Source organism: Sorangium sp. So ce448 (assembly GCF_051520915.1).
Taxonomy (GTDB): domain Bacteria; phylum Myxococcota_A; class Polyangia; order Polyangiales; family Polyangiaceae; genus Sorangium; species Sorangium cellulosum_B.
Window position 1 is genome coordinate 5,029,800 of record NZ_CP150343.1, and the last position, 16,866, is coordinate 5,046,665.

The window sequence follows — 16,866 nt, forward strand, 5'->3', positions numbered from 1 at the left end:
GCACCTGACTTGTCCTCGCCGTCGTCCCCCGACGTCCGGCGTCACTTCTGCCCGTAATACGCCCGTTTCCCGTGCTTCCGGTCGAAGTGCTTGCGCACGAGCGCGTCCGGCAGGCGCGCGGCGCCCGGGTGGATCGTGCGGGTGATGAACGCCATCCGCGCGATCTCCTCGAGCACCGCCGCATTGTACACGGCCTTCTCGGCGTCCTCTCCCCACGCGAACGGGCCGTGTCCCGCCACCAGCACCATCGGTGTGTGAAGCGGGTTACGATCCCTGAAGCACTCGATGATCTGCTTCCCCGTCTCCGTCTCGTAGTCGCCCTCCACGGCGTCCGGCCGCATCACCTCGGTGCAGGGTACGTCCTCGGCCAGGTGATCCGCGTGCGTCGTACCGTAGATCGGGATCGGCATGCCTGTCTGCGCCCAGCCGGTCGCGTAGGTCGAGTGCGTGTGCACAACGCCGCCGAGCCCGCGGAAGCTCGCATACAGAACGATATGCGTCCTGGTGTCCGAGGAGGGGCGGAGGTGTCCCTCCACCACCTTCCCCTCCAGATCGACCACGACCATGTCGTCGGCCGACAGCCGATCGTAAGGGACGCCGCTCGGCTTGATCGCCAGGACGCCCCTGTCGCGATCGAACGCCGAGACGTTGCCGAACGTGTAGATCGCGAGCCCCCGGCGCGGGATCTCCATGTTCGCCGTGAAGGCGCGCTCGCGCAGCTCTCGATAGGTCGCGCTCACGTCGTGGCCCTCAGTGCGCCAGCCGGTAGGCGAGATCGTTCCAGCGGAGCTCGTTCTTGAGCGAGCGGATGTCGGTCCCTTCGCCGATGCGGACCAGCTCCACGCCGGCGATGGAGGCGAAGTCCTCCACGTGCGCCATGCTCACGGCGCGGCTGTAGGCACAGTGATGGGCGCCCCCAGCCAGGATCCACGCCTCGCAGGCGAGCCTGAAATTGGGCTTCGGGATCCACACCGCGCGCGCCACAGGCAGCTTCGGCATCGCCTTGTCGGGCGCCACCGACTCGAGGTCGTTGGCGACGATCCGCATGCGGCCGCCCATGTCGATCATGGCAACGTTCACAGCGGGCCCGATCCCGGCGTCGAAGACGAGCCGGCACGGGTCCCCCTTGCCGCCGATCGAGAGCGGGTGGATCTCGAGCGACGGCCTCCCGGCGGAGATCGACGGACAGATCTCCAGCATGTGCGCGCCGAGGACGCGCTCGTGCCCCGGGACCAGGTGATACGTGTAGTCCTCCATGAAGGAGACGCCCCCGCGCAGCCCCGTCGCCATGACCTTCAGGGCGCGGACCAGGCCGCAGGACTTCCAGTCGCCCTCCGCCCCGAAGCCGTAGCCGTCGTTCATGAGGCGCTGCACGGCGAGGCCGGGGAGCTGCTTGAGACCGTGCAGATCCTCGAAGGTCGTGGTGAAGCCGCCGAAGCCGCCCTCCTTCAGGAAGGAGCGCATCGCCGCCTCCTGCTTCGCCGCGTACCGCAGATCCCCGTGGCGATCTCCGCCCCTCCTCAGGGAGGGAGCGATGGTGTACGCCTCGTCGTACTCCGCCACCAGGCGATCGACCTCACGCTCGTCGACCTCTGCGATGCGCCCCACGAGATCGCCCACGCCGTAGCCGTTGACCGACCAGCCGAACTTGACCTGCGCCTCGACGCGGTCGCCGCCGGTGACGGCCACCTCTCTCATGTTCATGCCGCCGAAGCGCGCGATCTTGAGCCGCCGCGCGTCGGTGATGGCGCAGGCGGCGCGCGCCCAGATGTCGAGCTTGGCGAGGACGTCGTCGTCCGTCCAGTGGCCGACGATAACCCTCCGGTCGATGCGCAGGCGAGCGCCGATGTACCCGAACTCGCGGTCCCCGTGGGCCGACTGGTTCAGGTTCATGAAGTCCATGTCGATGCTGTCCCAGGGAAGCTCGCGGCCGTACTGCGTGTGCAGGTGCGCGATCGGCTTCTCGAGGCGCTTGAGCCCCGCGATCCACATCTTCGCGGGCGAGAACGTGTGCATCCACGTGATCACGCCGGCGCACCGCGGTGACGCGTTGGCCTCGCGACAGACGGCGAGGATCGCCTCGGGGCTCTTGAGCGTCGGCTTCCAGACGACCCTGACCGGGAGCTTGCCCGAGGCGTCGAGGGACGCGGCGATCTCCCGCGCGTGTTCGGCGACCTGCTTCAGCGCCTCCTCACCGTAGAGGTCCTGACTGCCGGTCAAGAACCATACCTCGAAGCCTTCTCGAAGATCCTGCATGGCGATCCCGCTCATTGCGTCAACTCCCTCTCCACAAACGATCCCAGCGCGACGTAATCCCGGTACAGCGCGTCATAGAGCCTGGCGCGCGTGGGGTCCGGCAGATACCGGGCCTCGGTTCCAGGCGACATCGCGCGCTGCGCGTCCTCGACGGTGGCGTGCAGGCCGGCGGCGGTCGCGGCGAACATCGCCGCGCCCAGCGCGACCGGCTGCTCGCCGGCGCGGACCTCGACCGTCATGTCGAGCACGTCCGAGAGGACCTGCATGGTGAGGGGGCTCTTGCGCGCGACACCGCCGACACCGATGATGCCGTCGATGCGGAGCCCCTCGGATCGGAAGCGCTCGACGATGGCGCGCGATCCGAAGGCGATCCCCTCCACGAGCGCGCGGTAGATCCGCGGCGCGTCCGTGCCCAGATCGAGGCCGACGATGGCGCCCCTGAGCCGCTGGTCCGCGTCCGGGGTCCTGCGCCCGTTCAGCCAGTCGAGCGCCAGCACGGAGCTCCGCGCCGGCGGGATCTCCGCGGCCGCCCGCTCCAGCTCGGGGATGATCCGATCGATCGCCGCATCGGCGAGCGTCACGTCGGCGACCGTCGTCCGGAGCGAGTGGCCTTCGCCGGGCAGGGCAGGGAGGATGGAGAGGAGCGGCCAGCTAAGGAGCTGCTTGAACCAGGCAAAGACGTCGCCGAAGGCGGACTGCCCCGCTTCGTAGCCGATCGTGCCCGGGAGGATCGAGCCGTCGACCTGGCCGCAGATCCCGGCGACGAGGACCTCCGGCCCGCCGGTCTTCGGGACGACGAGCATGTCGCACGTGCTCGTGCCCATGACCTTGAGCAGGCGGTTCGGCTGGATGTTGCCGCCGACCGCGCCCATGTGCGCGTCGAAGGCGCCGACGGCGACGATGACATCGTCCGGGATGCCGAGCGTCGCGGCCCACCCGGGCGAGATCGTCCCGAAGGGCACGTCGGCGGTCCAGGTCTGCGAGCCGAGGGTGGCCTTGAGCGCGGGCAGGCGCGGATGGAGCCTCGCCAGGAACTCGTTCGAGGGATAACCGTCGAACTCCGGGTGCCACATCGCCTTGTGCCCGGCGGCGCAGCGGCTCCGCCTGATCTGCCGGAGGTCGTCGGTGCCTGTCAGGACGGCGGGGATCCAGTCGCAGTGCTCCAGGACGGTGACCGCCGCGCGCGCGACCGCCGGGTTGGTCTCGAGGACGTGGAGCACCTTGGCCCAGAACCACTCGGACGAGTACACCCCGCCCTCGTACTTCGTGTAGTCAACGCCGCCCCAGGTCCGGGCGACGCTGTTGATCCGCGCCGCCTCGGCCACCGCGGTGTGGTCCTTCCAGAGGATGAACATCGCGTCCGGGTCCTCCTCGAAGCGTGGGCTGAGCGCGAGAGGCCTGCCCTTCGCGTCGGCCAGGACCGGCGTGGATCCGGTCGTATCGACCGCGATCCCGCGCACGTGCGCGGCGACGTCGCTGCCCGCCTGGTTCAGGGCCGCGCGGATGGACGCCTCCATGGCATGCAGGTAGTCGAGCGGATGCTGGCGGAACCGGTGCGCGCGCGCGTCGCAATAGAGGCCCTGCGCCCAGCGCGGGTAGGGCGCGACCGAGGCCCCCGCGAGCTCGCCGTTCCGCGTGTCCGCGACGACCGCCCGAACGGAGTCGGTGCCGAAATCGATCCCGATGACGAATGTTCCCTTGCTCATGACGACCCGTTAACCGAGCTAAGCCAGTAAGGATGTGCCCCGGGTTAAATGTGAACGTTCACAATGTGACTGTCAATCACAATCTGCCGGATCGCGACGGTTCTCGCGTCCCGGAGGATGAACCAGGCTGCAACTCTCTTCTCGTGCGGTGAGGCCGGGAGGGGGAGATGGTCCGCCGGCTCACGCGACGACCACAACGGCCACGACCACGACCACGTGAACGTTCCCGTTGGTGACCGATGGTGGTGGAGGGGGGCTTCGTGCCCTGAGCGTGATCGAACGAGCTTGGCGAACGCCTGTGGGGAAGCGGCTCAGCCGCCTTCGAGGCAGATCCTGCGCACGAAGCGCCTCACGGTCGAGGCGCGATGCTCGGCGTAGTAGCCCTCCGCCGCCGCTCTCGACGCCTCGCCAGGCGCGTCGAGGCAGTCCGCGATGATCTCGTAGCCGTCCTGGAGATGGTTCGGGTCGCCGGGATGCGTGCGACGATATTCGTGCACGAGCTCCCGCATGCGCGCGCCGTTCCGCGCGCTCATCGCGTCGTTGAGCAGCCCGATCAGGCCGTTCTCATGCTGGATCTCGACGTGGCGCTGCGTGATGGGGTGGGGGTGGGCGGGGCCGTCGTGCCGGTCGCCGGGGCTCGGCCCGATGACGGGAAGGTCGTCGATCGCCGCGGCGAGCACGGTGCTGCCGGTCGACGCCGGCGGCTCGCTCGACGCACGGCGCGACGTTGCCTCGCGCGGCGCCTCCTCTCGCGACGTCTCCTGCCGGGAGGAAGGCAGCCGTCGCGCGTCGGGCTCTCGAGAGCGATGCACGAGGTAAAGCGCCGCGCCGAGGAGCAGCAGCGCGGCGACCGACCAGCGCCTGCGCGCCGAGCTCATGGAATCGTCACGGTCCACGTCACCGTCTCTTGCGAGCGGGGCCAGTTGTCGCGACCCCAGCAGGGATCGTAGTAGCGGGGATTGGTCGAGGGAGGAGGGTCGAGGCACTCGCCGCTGCGGTAGCGCACCAGCTCTTCGCCGGCGTTGTCGTAGGCCCTGGCGACGATGGTGTGGGTGCCCGAAGCGAGGCCCGCCGCGGCGACGTTGTAGACGGGGCCGCCGTCCGTCGCGATCACCTCGCCGTCGAGCGTCCAATCCACGCTGATGACGTCGGGATCGATCACCTTCACCGCGAGCGTCGCCGGATCCGTGACGGCCCCTGCGGGCGGATCGGCCGAGTCGATCGGCTTGATGCGCGTCCAGATGTCCATGATCATCTTCTCGCGCGAGACCGGGTTGAAGCTCGTGTTCTTGTTGTCTCCGAACAGGCTGTTCATCATCGAGTTCGAGGACGGGCGGTACTGTCCGCTATCCACGTAGCGGCTGCCGATGAACGTGCCCTGGACGCCGGTGGCGTCGACGGCGTCGTACTCCAGCCACTTGTCCCATTTGCCCGCCGTCGTCGTGCAGTTGCCCGTGGTGTTCACCTCGACGTACTCCGTGCCGCTGCCGCTGCACGTGTTCGCGCCGCAGGCAGAGCCCGTCGCCTTCGCGCAATACTCGTCGGCGAGCTGATGGAAGCCGTGGCCGCCTTCGTGCAGGGCCGCTCCGGCGGCTTCCTCGTGCCCGCCGGACCAGAGCATCCAGGCCGAGCCCGTGTTCCACCAGCGATCGTTGTTCAACACGATGGCGTGCCAGTCGACCTCGAAGTCCTCGGGGAGGTTCGCCTTGAGCGCCAGATCCGCCGCGCGGGTGTCGCACTCCGCGAGGCGGCTCTCGTCGTCGCCCGTGCAGCCGAGCGCTCCAGGGATGCCGTTCGAGCGGCTGACCAGCTTGACGGCGCAGATGTTGACGAACTTGCGATACCTGCCGTACGGCTCGCCGATCGGGCTGCTGAAGCGCTTGGCCATCGCCTCCTCGATGTGCTCGAGGTACGTGGTGTTCACGGTCGTGGCGTCGTAGCCGTCGCCCACGATGACGTAGTTGATGCGGTTCTCTGGTGGGCCCGCGCTCTCGATGGCCACGCCGTTCGCGCCGCAATCGAGCACGTAAGCGGAGTCGCCTCCTCCTGTGCCGCCGGGCACGAAGCTCCCCCCTGCGCCCGTGCCGGTCGAGCCGCTCTGGGCCGCGCCGCCTGCGCCGCCGGAGCCCGGAGTTCCGCTGCCTGTTGCTCCGCTGCTGGCAGAGCCGCCGGACGAGGAGGTGCTGCCCTCCGACGGGCCCCCGCCGTCGGTCGTCGCCGCGGGGCTGTCCGGCGCCTCTCCGCAGGCGCAGAGCGCCACGACGCTCAAGAGGTGCAGGTGGAAGCTCGACTTCATCATGTTCACCTCACGACCTTTCGCAGGCGACGTCCACGCCGAGCTCCACCGTATCGCATCCCCGAGGCTCCCCACGCGTCAACCAAGCCCCTTCCGTCACGCAGGGCACGAAACCCGCCCCCTTCACCCACCATCGTTCACCAACGTGAACGTTTACGTTAACGTGGTCGTGGTCGTTAACGTGGTCGTGGTCGTTAACGTGGTCGTGGTCGTGGTCGTTCACGGCCAACCGTTGACGACCACGTTCACGTTCACGTTCACGTTCACGTGAACGTTGGGATGGGGGAGTGCTCTGCGCGAGGCTTGGTTGACGGCTACGTGGGGCCCACGGTCACCCGAACAGCCCCTCGATCGGGGTCGTGTGCAGGTCGTTGTCCCCCATCACGAGATCCGGGACCCCAAAGGAGCCCGCGATCGCCATCCACAGGTCGTTGGTGGAGCGGCCGCCGCGGTTGCCGTTGGTCCACACCTGCCCGCCGCGCAGCTTGGTGCCCTCGCCGCCGAACAGCACCCACGCCATCTTGTCCCAGTTGTGATGCCGCGTGCCGACCTCCGTGATGTACGGGACCAGCGTGGTGTCGAGCAGCGCCCCGCCGGCCACGTCCTTCGTCTCCGCGAGCTCCTTCAGGAAGCCGGCGACGTAGCCGGCGTAGAACTCTTCCACCCGCGTGAGGAACTCGAGGGTGTCGGGCGTATCGGGATCGTGGCTCGTGGTGTGGTGCACCTTGAAGATGGCGGAGTTGGGCGGCCACAGCTCGCCGAAGCTCACGTGGTTCGTGCCAGGGGACCACTGGAACGTGACCACGCGCGTCAGGTCGCAGCGGAACGCGGCCTTGATCACGGCGAAGTGCAGGGCGCCGATGCGCGCGTGCTTCACGTCGTCGCGCTCGTTCACGACGTGCGAGCTGCCGTAGGGATCGATGTGCCCGCTCACCTGGATGACCTCGGGCTCCTGCGGCACCCCGCAGGACGCGGGATCCCTCGGGTCGGCGTCGAACTCCTTCTCCACCTCCCGGATGGCGGCGGCGTGCCCCTCCAGCGCCTCTCGCTGCGAGCTCGGCGCGAGGCTCTGAAGGCGGTTCAGGTCCTTCAGCGCGAAGTCCAGCACGCTCTTCTTCTGCAGGCGCGCTCGCGCCAGGGCGTCCAGGTTGTCGTCCGTCGGGCCGCCCGGCATGAGCGTGCCGAACACCCGCCGGTACACCTCTTGCGGCTGGTAGTAGGGCTTCATCGGCGCGCGTGCGCCCGAGTAGGACATGTGGCGGGTCGACACCTCGGGCGTGTCGGCGCGGTTGTCGCAGGAGACCTGGAGGGACGCGATGGGCGTGCCCTGGAGCTCGGCCGCCTGCTTCACGAGCAGCTGGTCGATGCTGGGCGCCTCGGCCATCGGATCGTCGCCGCCGTTGCCCGGGTACAGCTGCTTGGTTCGCGTCCCCGTGCACATCAGCACCGTCCCGCGCTCGTGGCCGCCGCCGACAGACCCCTCGTGCGGCAGCTTCAAGTCGCGCATCACGACCATCCGAGACTTCATGGCCTCGAACGGGGTCAGGATGCGGGAGAGCGTGAAGTTGGTCCCGTTGCCTTGCGGCCAGTAGTTCTCGTACACGGTGCCCACCGGGCGCTGCACGATCAACAGGCGCCTCGGGGGCGCCGCGCCCTCGGCGGCCGACTCGAGGCCCTTGAGCACCGTCATGAGACCCGCGGCGGCGCCGATGCCTTGCAGGAAGCGGCGGCGAGACCATCCGTAAGAAAGGTTGTAGCCCACGGTCATTCCTCCCTGGCGCGCTCGGTCAGCGCGGGCGACGCCACGATGGCTTTCACGACGTTGGTCAGCGTCCGCTGGCCCTCAGGCAGCGCCTCGATCACGCGCTCGACCTGACAGTCACGGGTCTGGAGCGCCTCATCGTCCGTGCCGTAGGTCAACAGATGCCGGGTGATGCAGGCGGCGAACCCGTCGTTCTGCGCGACGGCCTCGGCGAACTCGACGGCGCTCGAGTAGCTCCCCGCGACCTCGGCGATGTTGCCCAGGTTGACGCGCGCGTCGATCGGCTCCCCGTCGAGGGTGTCGCGGTACCGGCCGACCGGATCGTAGTTCTCGAGCAGCAGGCCGAACGCGTCGAACTGGGCGTGGCACCCGGCGCAGGTGGAGTTCGCGGCGCGCGCGTCGGCGCGCTCGCGCTCGGTCATGTCGGCCTCGAGCAGCTCCTTGATGGCGTCCGAGAGCTCCTCCGGGGGCGACGGGATCTTCCCGAGGCAGAGCAGCGCGCCGCGCACGAAGAGCCCTCGCGCCACGACGCTCGTGTTGTCGGTCCGGGCCAGCGCCGCGAGCAGGCCGGGCTGCGTGAGGATCCCGGCGCGCTCGTCGGCCGGCAGCTCGACCTTCGTGAACTCCTCCGGGCTCGCGCCCGTGTGCTCCACGCCGTAGACCTCCGCGAGCACGCGGTTCACGAACGTCTCCCTCGTGGTCAGCAGGGCCGACACGTCGGCTTCGCGGCTCCACAGCAGGTCCTCCAGGAGCAGCTCGGTCTCGTGGAACATGCTCCCCTGGAGCGCGGGGGTGTACTCGGGGAAGAGCCCTGGATCCTTCTCCGTGCCGAAGAGGTTGCTGAGCCCCCACGCCGCGATCAGCGTGGTGTTCAGGCTGCTGCGCGTCTCGGGCTTCTCGAGCAGCCGCTCGGCCTGGCGCGTCAGCTCCTCCGGATCGTTCAGGGCGCCGGAGTCGGCGGCGGCGGCGAGCTCCGCGTCCGGCAGGCTGTCCGTCAAGAAGAACGAGAGCTCGCTCGCGACCTCGTGCGCGGCGAGCTTCACCACGTCACCGTCCGCGGCGCCGCCGAGCTCGGTGCGGTAGGAGAAGGAGGGGGACGCGATGAGCGCCTCGAGCGCGAGCGAGACGCCCCGCTCGTAGCTCTGCTCCTTCCCGAGCGCGTAGACCGACCACAGGTTGTCAAGCTCCGTCTGGTCCACGGGCCGGCGGAACGCCCGTTGCGCGAACTTCGTCAGGAACGTCTTGGCGCAGGCGTCGTCTCCGTCGGGGGCGCACCCCGTCACCTGCTCGAAGCGCCCCGAGATGCTCTCGGCCGCGTAGGCAGCCCTCGCGAGCCGCGTATGCACAAGGGAGGTCCCCACGACAAGGCCCTTCTTGGCAAACGGCTTCGTCCGCGCGTCCGGCGCCTGTTCCGCCTCGATGGCCTCGTCCCCCAGGAGATCCCGGATGGCGTTCATGAACTGCAGGTCGGCGAGCAGCACGACCCGCCGTTCGAGCCGCGGGTTGCACACGGCGTCTCCGCCGCCCGAGGAGCTCGTACCGCCGCCCGTCGGGTTCGCGCCGGCGCCCGAGCCCGAGGAGGAGCTCGAGTTGCCGGCGCCGATATCGCCCACGCACCCTGCGACGAGGAGCGAAGTGCACGCGGCCGCTCGCAGCAGCCGGGAGGCGACCCCGCTGTGAATGGATGTTTCCACCTCCCATCGATCACATGCGGTGTCAGGACCGCTATCGTGGGAAGATTTCATGGCTCCGGCTGCGCGACCTCGGCCATCGAGCCACCTCGGCGCTTTGCGGGGCGCGCGCCTCAAGGCGGCAGCCAATAAAGAAGATAATTTCACACGATCCCTCCTGTGAGTCCGCCCTGCTGTGTGAAAAAAGTGCCTTCGTGACGTCCGGGGCTTCGGTAGATGAGCTGGCGCCGCGCCGCGTAACACCTACACGAGCCGCCGCTGCCGCGCGGCCGACCCCAATGGGTCGGTGGCGCGGGAGGCGAGCGCACCGCGCAGCAGGTCAGACCCGCCGCCTCTCCTCGCGCTGACATCGATGACGACTGCCCCGGTGGGTATGACGTACGACGACGACCTGACCGGCGCAATGCCTAAGGATGTTTCCCAGATTGTGAACGTTCACATATCGAATGTCAACTAGAATCGACCGAAGCCCAACGATTTCTGAACCGGTTGAGTACGAGGGCCAGCGGCGCTCCTCCTAACTAAGCGCCGACCTCGAGGGGAGGAGAGGCCTGGCCGCGGACCTGGTCGACGTGGCCGACGTGGCCGACGTGGCCGACGTGGCCAGACCCGCCGGCAACCGTCGGCATGCCGTTCGCATAGGCCAAATGTGACAGCCGGCGTGAAATCTGCGGGATCGATCGCGGCTTCACCGGGAATGGCATCTACGACGAACGACCAGCGTCGGTGCCGCGCGCGATCCCGATGGCGACGATCCCCGGGCGCACCCGCCAAGTGACGCGAAAGCCGAGTGAAATGAAGAACTCCGACCAGTTTGTGAACGCTCACATTGAAGAACTCCGTTCCAATCGAGCGGCCCGCGACTATCCTCCCGCGCCGATGGCTGAGAAATCTCTTCCGGAGCGCCGCGTCAAAAGGGGCGGCGGGCGGCGGGCCGCGGTCATGGTCGACGTGGCCAAGCTCGCTGGCGTCTCGTATCAGACGGTCTCGCGGGTCCTGCACGACAGCCCGCACGTGCGCCGCGACACGAGGGAGCGGGTGCTGGATGCGATCCGCCAGCTCGACTACCGGCCCAGCTCGGTTGCGCAGGCGCTCGTCACCGGGCGGTCGCGGACGCTCGGTGTGGTCAGCTTCGACACGACGCTCTACGGTCCGGCGTCGACGCTCCTGGGGATCGAGGAGGCGGCGCACGACGCGGGTTATGGCGTGAGTATCTCCAGCCTGAAATCGTTCAGCCGCGCGCCGGTGCTCGAGGCCGTGCAGCGGCTGCGGGACCAGGGGGCCGACGGCATCGTCGTGATCGCCCCGCAGCGGTCGGCGGTGGACGCGCTGCGCCACGTCACCTCCGATGTGCCGGTGGTCGCGGTCGAGGGCGGTCCGGACGACTCGGTGCCGGTGGTCGCGGTCGACCAGCTCGGGGGCGCCGTGTCCGCGACCCGCCACCTCCTCGATCTGGGCCACAAGACCGTGTGGCACATCGCCGGCCCGACCGACTGGCTCGAGGCCGACCAGCGCATCGACGGCTGGCGCTCGGCGCTGCAGGCGGCCGGCGCCGAGATCCCGCCGCTCCTGCGGGGGGACTGGAGCGCGCGCTCCGGCTACGAGCTCGCCCCGCAACTGACGCGGACGCCGGGCGTCACCGCCGTGTTCGTCGCCAACGACCAGATGGCGCTCGGCCTCCTCCGCTTCCTTCACGAGAGCGGGCGCGAGACACCGCGGGACATCAGCGTCGTCGGCTTCGACGACATCCCGGAGGCGGCCTACTTCACGCCGCCGCTCACCACGGTGCGCCAGGACTTCTCCGAGCTCGGGCGCCGGTGCCTCCACGTCCTGCTCGGGCAGATCGAGAGCGGCCAGCGCTCGTGGTCGCGGGTCGTGGTCGAGACCGAGCTCGTCGTGCGCAAGAGCACGGCCGTCCCCCGGCGCCGGTGAGACCGTGCGCGCTCTACCGTACCGGCTCCGTGATGTGTTCACGGACCGGGACTTTAGCGGTTAAGCCAGGCGTGCCGAGCTGGGCTGCCGCTTGGATCGAAAAGTTACCTCGAAATTGCAACATGCGCTGTCGATGCAAGTTTCCTATCAACTAGGAACTTGAAATGTAGGAGGCTTCGCGCGCGTGTCGTGATCACTTCCAGATGTGGCGGGAATCATCCGTCGCGAGTTGCACGGCGTGCGTATCGCTGAGTGTGGGCGCCGCCGTTCGTGCCGCTGCCCCCCGGCTTTCTCGCCCCCAGCTTCATCAACGACAATCGTCCGACTTCTGGAAGTCCAACATGAACAAGAAGCGTTCTTCTCCATTGCTGTGCAGCACGGCGTGGATCGCGCTCGGAATGGCGACCCTCTTTGGATGTGGCGATGGGGGCGACGGGGTTGACGACGGTGTGGGCGGCTCGGGCGGGGCAGGGAGCACCGGAACCAGCGCCAGCACGAGCTCCAGCAACGGCACGAACAGCAGCTCCAGCGCCAGCACGACCGCCGGCGTCGGCCCCGCCACCAGCAGCGGCTCGGGCGATCCGGGGGCGACCAGCTCCAGCTCCAGCTCCGGCGCCGCGACCACGGGGGTCGGCGGCGGGGACGCTTCGACAAGCGCGTCGACCGGAGCCGGCGGAACCGAGCCCGAGGGGAAGTTCGTCGGCAACATCACGACGAGCGGCGCCGTGCGCGACGGCTTCGCGAAGTACTGGAACCAGATCACGCCCGAGAACGAGGGCAAGTGGGGCTCTGTCGAGAGCTCCCGCGGGAACAAGAACTGGAGCTCGCTCGACAGGACCTACAAGTACGCGCAGGACAACAAGATCATCTTCAAGCACCACGTCTTCGTGTGGGGCAGCCAGCAACCCTCCTGGGTCGGGAGCCTCTCGCCGGATGAGCAGAAGAAGGCCGTTCGGAGCTGGATGGAGGAGTTCTGCAAGCGCTACCCGGACACGAAGTACATCGACGTCGTCAACGAGCCGCCGCCCCACACCACGCCTTCGTACACGGCCGGCCTCGGCGGCAACGGCGCGAGCGGCTGGGACTGGATCGTCAACTCCTTCAAGTGGGCTCGCGAGTTCTGCCCGAACGCCGTTCTGATCCTCAACGACTACAACAACATCGAGTACGAGAACGAGCACAGGCACTTCAAGGATATCGCGAAGAAGGTGATCGAGGCGGGCGCCCCGGTCGACGCCCTCGGCGCGCAGGCGCACGACGCCTTCAAGATCAACACCAACACGGTCAAGGGGTACATCGACTCGCTCGCCGAGCTGGGCAAGCCCGTGTACATCACCGAGTACGACATCGGCGAAGCGGACGACAACCGGCAGAAGCAGATCATGGAGGAGCAGTTCACCATGTTCTGGAATCACCCCAAGATCCCGGGGATCACCCTGTGGGGTTACATCGTCGGCAAGACGTGGAGGAACGGCACCGGCCTCCAGCAGGAGAACGGCACCCTGCGGCCGGCGATGCAGTGGCTGATGGACTTCCTGGACCGTGGTGGCTGATGCGGAGCCGGCGCGCTGAGCTGGACGAGCTCCCTCGACCGGAGGAGCTCGGGCGCGCCCGCATCTCGTACGGAGGCCGGCGCGCTAACTCCAGGTCTGCGTCGGTCTCTCTGGCCTGAGCCGGGTTCACGATCCGATCCTGGATCGTGAACCCGCTCGCTGGCTGCGTATCGGAGGCGAGCAGCTGGCCGGCGCCCCCTCGTGAAGACCCGTGTCGGCCAGCGAGCGTCGTCGATCACTGGGGCACTTGGATCACGTCCTCGCAGGTGAAATCGACGCCCAGCGAGACCTCGACGTCGGCCTGGACCACGGCGCAGGTATCGTCGCAGAGGACGATCGCCGTCGGGTTCGCAGGTTCGTCGTAGCGCCATGTCCCCGCGGCCGCGCAGGCCTGGTCATACGTGAGGGTGGTCGGCGTGTTGCTCGTGGCGCTCGTGTAGGTCACGTTGACCTTTTGCTTGTCGAAGCTCCTCCCGTCGGGCGGCGGCGGGATCGGGATCGTGCACGAGACGGCGGCGCCGCGGATCTTCTCGATGGCCGTCTTGAACGCGGCGATCGTCTCGTCTGGGTTGCCGGTGTTCAGCATGGATGCCTCTCCCGTGCCGCCCGCCTCGGCGATCTGGTGCAGGTTGGTGAGGCTAGGCGGCGCGTCTGCTTCCCCCTGCGGACTGTCGACCCCGATCACGAAGGTCGGGATGTTGGCGGCGCGCGCCGCGTTGACCTGCGTCACGACGGCCTCGAGCGTGTCCGCCGCGCCCCCGCACAGCTGCGGATAGCCATCGGTCACGAGCACGATCGCATATTTCCCGGGGTTCTGCTGGCGCTGCGCTTCGATGAAGGCGACGGTGCCTTCGACCGCGAATGCCGTCGGCGTGGTGGTGCGCCACGTTCTCGAGCTGCTGATCTCCGGCTCGATGGCATCGATCGCCATGCCGAACGCCGGGGAGGGCAGCGGCGTCATCGGGACATGCGGGGTCAAGTAGATGTCGGCCTGGCACGCCTGACGCGCCGCTTGCGCGCCTGGGAAGAACGTGAGCGACGCCTGGAACCCGGCGGACGAGGGATCCACGAAGAACTGCTTCGTCGCGATCGCGACGGGATCCCACTTGAGATCCTTCCTGCGCCACTCCACGTCGCTCGCTGTCATGCTGGCCGATACGTCGAACGCGAACGCGAGGTACACCTGTTGAAATCCGGCCTGGGACGACTGGGTGGCGCACGCTTCGCCCGCGCCCGTCGAGCTCCCGTTGCTGCTTCCGGTCGCGCCGGAGCCCCCGCCCGAGCCCGCGCCGCTTCCGTTGCCGAAGGTGTCGTCATAGCCGGTGCTGGTGCTGGTGCTATTGCCGGAGCCAGAGCCGGAACCGGAGCCGGAGCCGGAGCCGGAGCCGGTGCTGCTCTGCGAGCCGGCGCTGTCCCCGTTGTCGTCGTTGGCCCCGCCGCACCCCGCGCCGATCAAAGCCACCATTGGCAATGCAATGGCTATCCTAGGCAATCTCATGAGCCGACTCCTTCTGGAACGCGTGCCAGCGCGGTCCGCGGGCACGAAGTTAGTTCGCGACGAGAGGTCTCCAGAGGCGGAATTTTCCAGTGCATGCCTCGCCGGAGCCCCGGGATCGATGACGAGTATAATCGATGACGCTGATCTTTGCGCGGGATACGGTCTGGCGGAGCTCCTTGCGGTAAACGTCTTCATCGTGCAGCGACGCTGCACGCGTTGGTCGTCAAGAGCAGCTCGCGTGCGCCGGTCGCTTTCTGGAAAATCGACCCCACGCAAAGATTCATCCACGTGTTGAATTGCCCCGGCGGCGCTGCGGCGCGCCGGGAGAGAACAGATGCGATTCGGGTTCGCAAAGTACACCGAGAATACCGAGGAGGTACCGATCGGAGAGGGCCTCTGGAAGACCGCTGGACCGATTAAGCTGCGCCGGTACCTCGTCGACACCGAGCAATGTGGAACGATGTCCGCGGCCAAGGCGTACTTCGACGTCTTCAGCGACAAGCCGGTGGAGCCGCCGTTCGGCGAGGGCTGCGAGCGCCTGGAAGGCGTCCAGGCGACCGCTCCGTGCCCCGTCGGGATCCCGGACGGCGTCACCATCGGCAACCGGCGCTACCTCGCGAATGGCCCGAGGCGCCTTGAGCGCCAGGTCATCTCACCGGGCGAGGAGCGCGGGGCCGCGGCTCGGAACCGGGTGCGGCGCGCGCGCCGGGTGCTGTGCCGTCGCGGCGGCGAGGCGGGACGACCCATCGGGTCGGCTCGACCTGGCCGCCTCCCTCCCGCACGGCGAGGTCGACCAGCGTGGCCATCCTCGTCGCTACATCCGTGAAGGTGTCCTCGGCCTCGCGATCCTGTGGAAGCCGGTCCGGTAGGGTGGGGCGCGTGCGGTGGATACGATATCGGTCGGACAGGCGCGCGCCGGGGAAGGCGCGGCGCAGTTCCTCCATCCCGCCGATGAGCGCAACGAGCGAGCCCATGGTCGCCGTGCCGTTGTCGGAGTCCCAGCCGGACAGGGTGCCGATCTGTACGGTGCGCCGGAAGCTCCCCTCACCGAACAGGAGGGCCAGCGTCGCGGTCGCCAGGTTGATCGCGGATTCCGTGAACCCCCGATAGACGAAGCCATGCGCCGAGGCCCGCTCCTGGTAGCGATCCGCAATGGCGTCGCGGGCGCGCTCCCAGTCGTCGCGATCGGCGGTCGAACGATAGGCGGACAGCACGAAGTCGATGACGTCGGCGGCCTTGGACTCCGCCGGCAGGTAGCTCCTGGCCTCACGGACGATGCGCACGATCTCCTGTCGCCGCGGCTTCTCCAGATCGACGGTCGCCGCGAGCGAGAAGAGGAGAACATGGAACTCTGCGGCGTGCGCGGCGTGATCGCGCGCGGTGGTCCGGATGGGGAGGTCGGCGATCCGCAGCGCCAGCTCCGGCATGCCGGGCGCGAGGGCGCCGAAGATCTCCGTGGTGAGCTGGGCGTCGATCTGGAGCGCGTCCGGGTTGAGCGCCGGATCGCTCGTCGCGGGGGGCAGCACGCCGCGCTCGAGGAGATCGCGCGCCCTCCGGTTGGAGACCCAGATGAAGTCGTTGATGTGCGCGCGCCATCCGTCCCGGATCCGCTCGGGGGAGAGGAAGAGCGTCCCCGCCTCGGTCATGAGGTGGAGGTAGACATACTCGATGTCGGTGTCATCGTCGGCCGGGCAGGGGTCGAGGAGGACGAAGTCGATCGGCGCCCCGTCGCGCCCCAGGGGCTTTCCCCAGTCAGCGTCGGTGAAGAAGGGGCGCTCGATGCGGACGCCCTCCGTGCGAAGCCCTGTCCAGTTGGCGATGCACGCGCCAATCCACATCGCGCGGAGCCGCTCGGCGTAGGCTGCGCGATCGAGCTGGAGCCGCTGCCTCGGGGACATTCCCGGGGCGTCCCGCTGCTCCACGGGAGCAGCGAGCGCGCGGCGCGGCGCGTCGCCGGCCCCCGCGAGCGGCGAGAGAGAGAGGAGCGCGAGCAGGAGGCCACGCGCGCATGCGCGGGGTCCGATGCTGGGCGAGCCTTCGACAGCGCGGCCATCGCGGCGGGTGCGCATGAATTACCCCCCTCGAGTGCGCGATCGGTGCGTCGCGCATGTCCTCGCTTCGCGGCGGTGCAAGCGTGGTGCCTCGCCGAGCCCGCTCCCCTGGCGTCGTTCG

The 16,866-nt window shown here is 68.5% G+C and carries 12 protein-coding genes; 3 read left to right on the plus strand and 9 right to left on the minus strand.

From position 1 onward, the window contains the following. Window positions 1-41: 41 nt before the first annotated feature. The 5 genes from WMF45_RS18880 to WMF45_RS18900 all read right to left on the minus strand — a co-directional run bounded on the left by WMF45_RS18880 (window position 42) and on the right by WMF45_RS18900 (window position 6,261). Window positions 42-740, minus strand: a complete 699-nt coding sequence (locus WMF45_RS18880; RefSeq protein WP_437718269.1) for an L-ribulose-5-phosphate 4-epimerase — start codon at window positions 738-740, stop codon at window positions 42-44. A gap of 10 nt (window positions 741-750) precedes the next feature. Next, a complete protein-coding gene (gene araA / locus WMF45_RS18885; RefSeq protein WP_437719552.1) occupies window positions 751-2,256 on the minus strand; it encodes an L-arabinose isomerase in 1,506 nt (501 codons plus the stop codon). 11 nt (window positions 2,257-2,267) lie between these two features. Further along, the gene (locus tag WMF45_RS18890) at window positions 2,268-3,962 is read right to left on the minus strand and encodes a ribulokinase (RefSeq protein ID WP_437718270.1); all 1,695 of its coding nucleotides are present in this window, start codon (window positions 3,960-3,962) and stop codon (window positions 2,268-2,270) included. A 311-nt stretch (window positions 3,963-4,273) separates the two neighbouring features. Beyond that, complete coding sequence (locus WMF45_RS18895) at window positions 4,274-4,858, minus strand: hypothetical protein (protein WP_437718271.1); 585 nt, start codon at window positions 4,856-4,858, stop codon at window positions 4,274-4,276. Continuing rightward, window positions 4,837-6,261 carry a M64 family metallopeptidase gene (locus tag WMF45_RS18900; RefSeq protein WP_437718272.1) on the minus strand — a complete coding sequence of 475 codons (1,425 nt, stop codon included), beginning with the start codon at window positions 6,259-6,261 and terminating at the stop codon, window positions 4,837-4,839. Before WMF45_RS18900 ends, WMF45_RS18895 begins: the two co-directional genes overlap by 22 nt. A gap of 142 nt (window positions 6,262-6,403) precedes the next feature. On the opposite strand from WMF45_RS18900, the gene WMF45_RS18905 reads away from it, so the two are divergent. After that, entirely contained in the window at window positions 6,404-6,529 is a 126-nt protein-coding gene (locus tag WMF45_RS18905; protein WP_437718273.1) for a hypothetical protein, read from the plus strand. 60 nt (window positions 6,530-6,589) lie between these two features. Here the strand turns inward: WMF45_RS18905 and WMF45_RS18910 are convergent, their stop codons facing one another. Beyond that, a complete protein-coding gene (locus WMF45_RS18910) occupies window positions 6,590-8,026 on the minus strand; it encodes a DUF1552 domain-containing protein (protein WP_437718274.1) in 1,437 nt (478 codons plus the stop codon). Further along, the gene (locus tag WMF45_RS18915; protein WP_437718275.1) at window positions 8,023-9,714 is read right to left on the minus strand and encodes a DUF1592 domain-containing protein; all 1,692 of its coding nucleotides are present in this window, start codon (window positions 9,712-9,714) and stop codon (window positions 8,023-8,025) included. The genes WMF45_RS18910 and WMF45_RS18915 overlap by 4 nt, the downstream gene beginning before the upstream one ends. 876 nt (window positions 9,715-10,590) lie before the next feature. Here WMF45_RS18915 and WMF45_RS18920 point away from each other — a divergent pair. Both WMF45_RS18920 and WMF45_RS18925 read left to right on the plus strand, forming a co-directional pair. After that, window positions 10,591-11,643 (plus strand): LacI family DNA-binding transcriptional regulator, encoded by a 1,053-nt coding sequence (locus WMF45_RS18920; protein WP_437718276.1) that lies wholly within the window; start codon window positions 10,591-10,593, stop codon window positions 11,641-11,643. A 341-nt stretch (window positions 11,644-11,984) separates the two neighbouring features. Continuing rightward, the gene (locus WMF45_RS18925) at window positions 11,985-13,196 is read left to right on the plus strand and encodes an endo-1,4-beta-xylanase (protein WP_437718277.1); all 1,212 of its coding nucleotides are present in this window, start codon (window positions 11,985-11,987) and stop codon (window positions 13,194-13,196) included. A gap of 235 nt (window positions 13,197-13,431) precedes the next feature. Here the strand turns inward: WMF45_RS18925 and WMF45_RS18930 are convergent, their stop codons facing one another. Together WMF45_RS18930 and WMF45_RS18935 are read right to left on the minus strand one after the other, a co-directional pair. Then, window positions 13,432-14,661 carry a vWA domain-containing protein gene (locus tag WMF45_RS18930; protein ID WP_437718278.1) on the minus strand — a complete coding sequence of 410 codons (1,230 nt, stop codon included), beginning with the start codon at window positions 14,659-14,661 and terminating at the stop codon, window positions 13,432-13,434. Window positions 14,662-15,341: 680 nt separating this feature from the next. Next, window positions 15,342-16,763 carry an ADP-ribosylglycohydrolase family protein gene (locus WMF45_RS18935; RefSeq protein WP_437718279.1) on the minus strand — a complete coding sequence of 474 codons (1,422 nt, stop codon included), beginning with the start codon at window positions 16,761-16,763 and terminating at the stop codon, window positions 15,342-15,344. Between the last annotated feature and the right edge of the window lie 103 nt (window positions 16,764-16,866).

Excerpts from the sequence above, each read along its gene's own strand:
- araA (WP_437719552.1), bottom strand. The coding sequence starts at position 2,256 with ATGCAGGATCTTCGAGAAGGCTTCGAGGTATGGTTCTTGACCGGCAGT.
- WMF45_RS18890 (WP_437718270.1), bottom strand. The coding sequence starts at position 3,962 with ATGAGCAAGGGAACATTCGTCATCGGGATCGATTTCGGCACCGACTCC.
- WMF45_RS18900 (WP_437718272.1), bottom strand. The coding sequence starts at position 6,261 with ATGATGAAGTCGAGCTTCCACCTGCACCTCTTGAGCGTCGTGGCGCTC.
- WMF45_RS18910 (WP_437718274.1), bottom strand. The coding sequence starts at position 8,026 with ATGACCGTGGGCTACAACCTTTCTTACGGATGGTCTCGCCGCCGCTTC.
- WMF45_RS18920 (WP_437718276.1), top strand. The coding sequence starts at position 10,591 with ATGGCTGAGAAATCTCTTCCGGAGCGCCGCGTCAAAAGGGGCGGCGGG.
- WMF45_RS18925 (WP_437718277.1), top strand. The coding sequence starts at position 11,985 with ATGAACAAGAAGCGTTCTTCTCCATTGCTGTGCAGCACGGCGTGGATC.
- WMF45_RS18930 (WP_437718278.1), bottom strand. The coding sequence starts at position 14,661 with ATGGTGGCTTTGATCGGCGCGGGGTGCGGCGGGGCCAACGACGACAAC.
- WMF45_RS18935 (WP_437718279.1), bottom strand. The coding sequence starts at position 16,763 with ATGCGCACCCGCCGCGATGGCCGCGCTGTCGAAGGCTCGCCCAGCATC.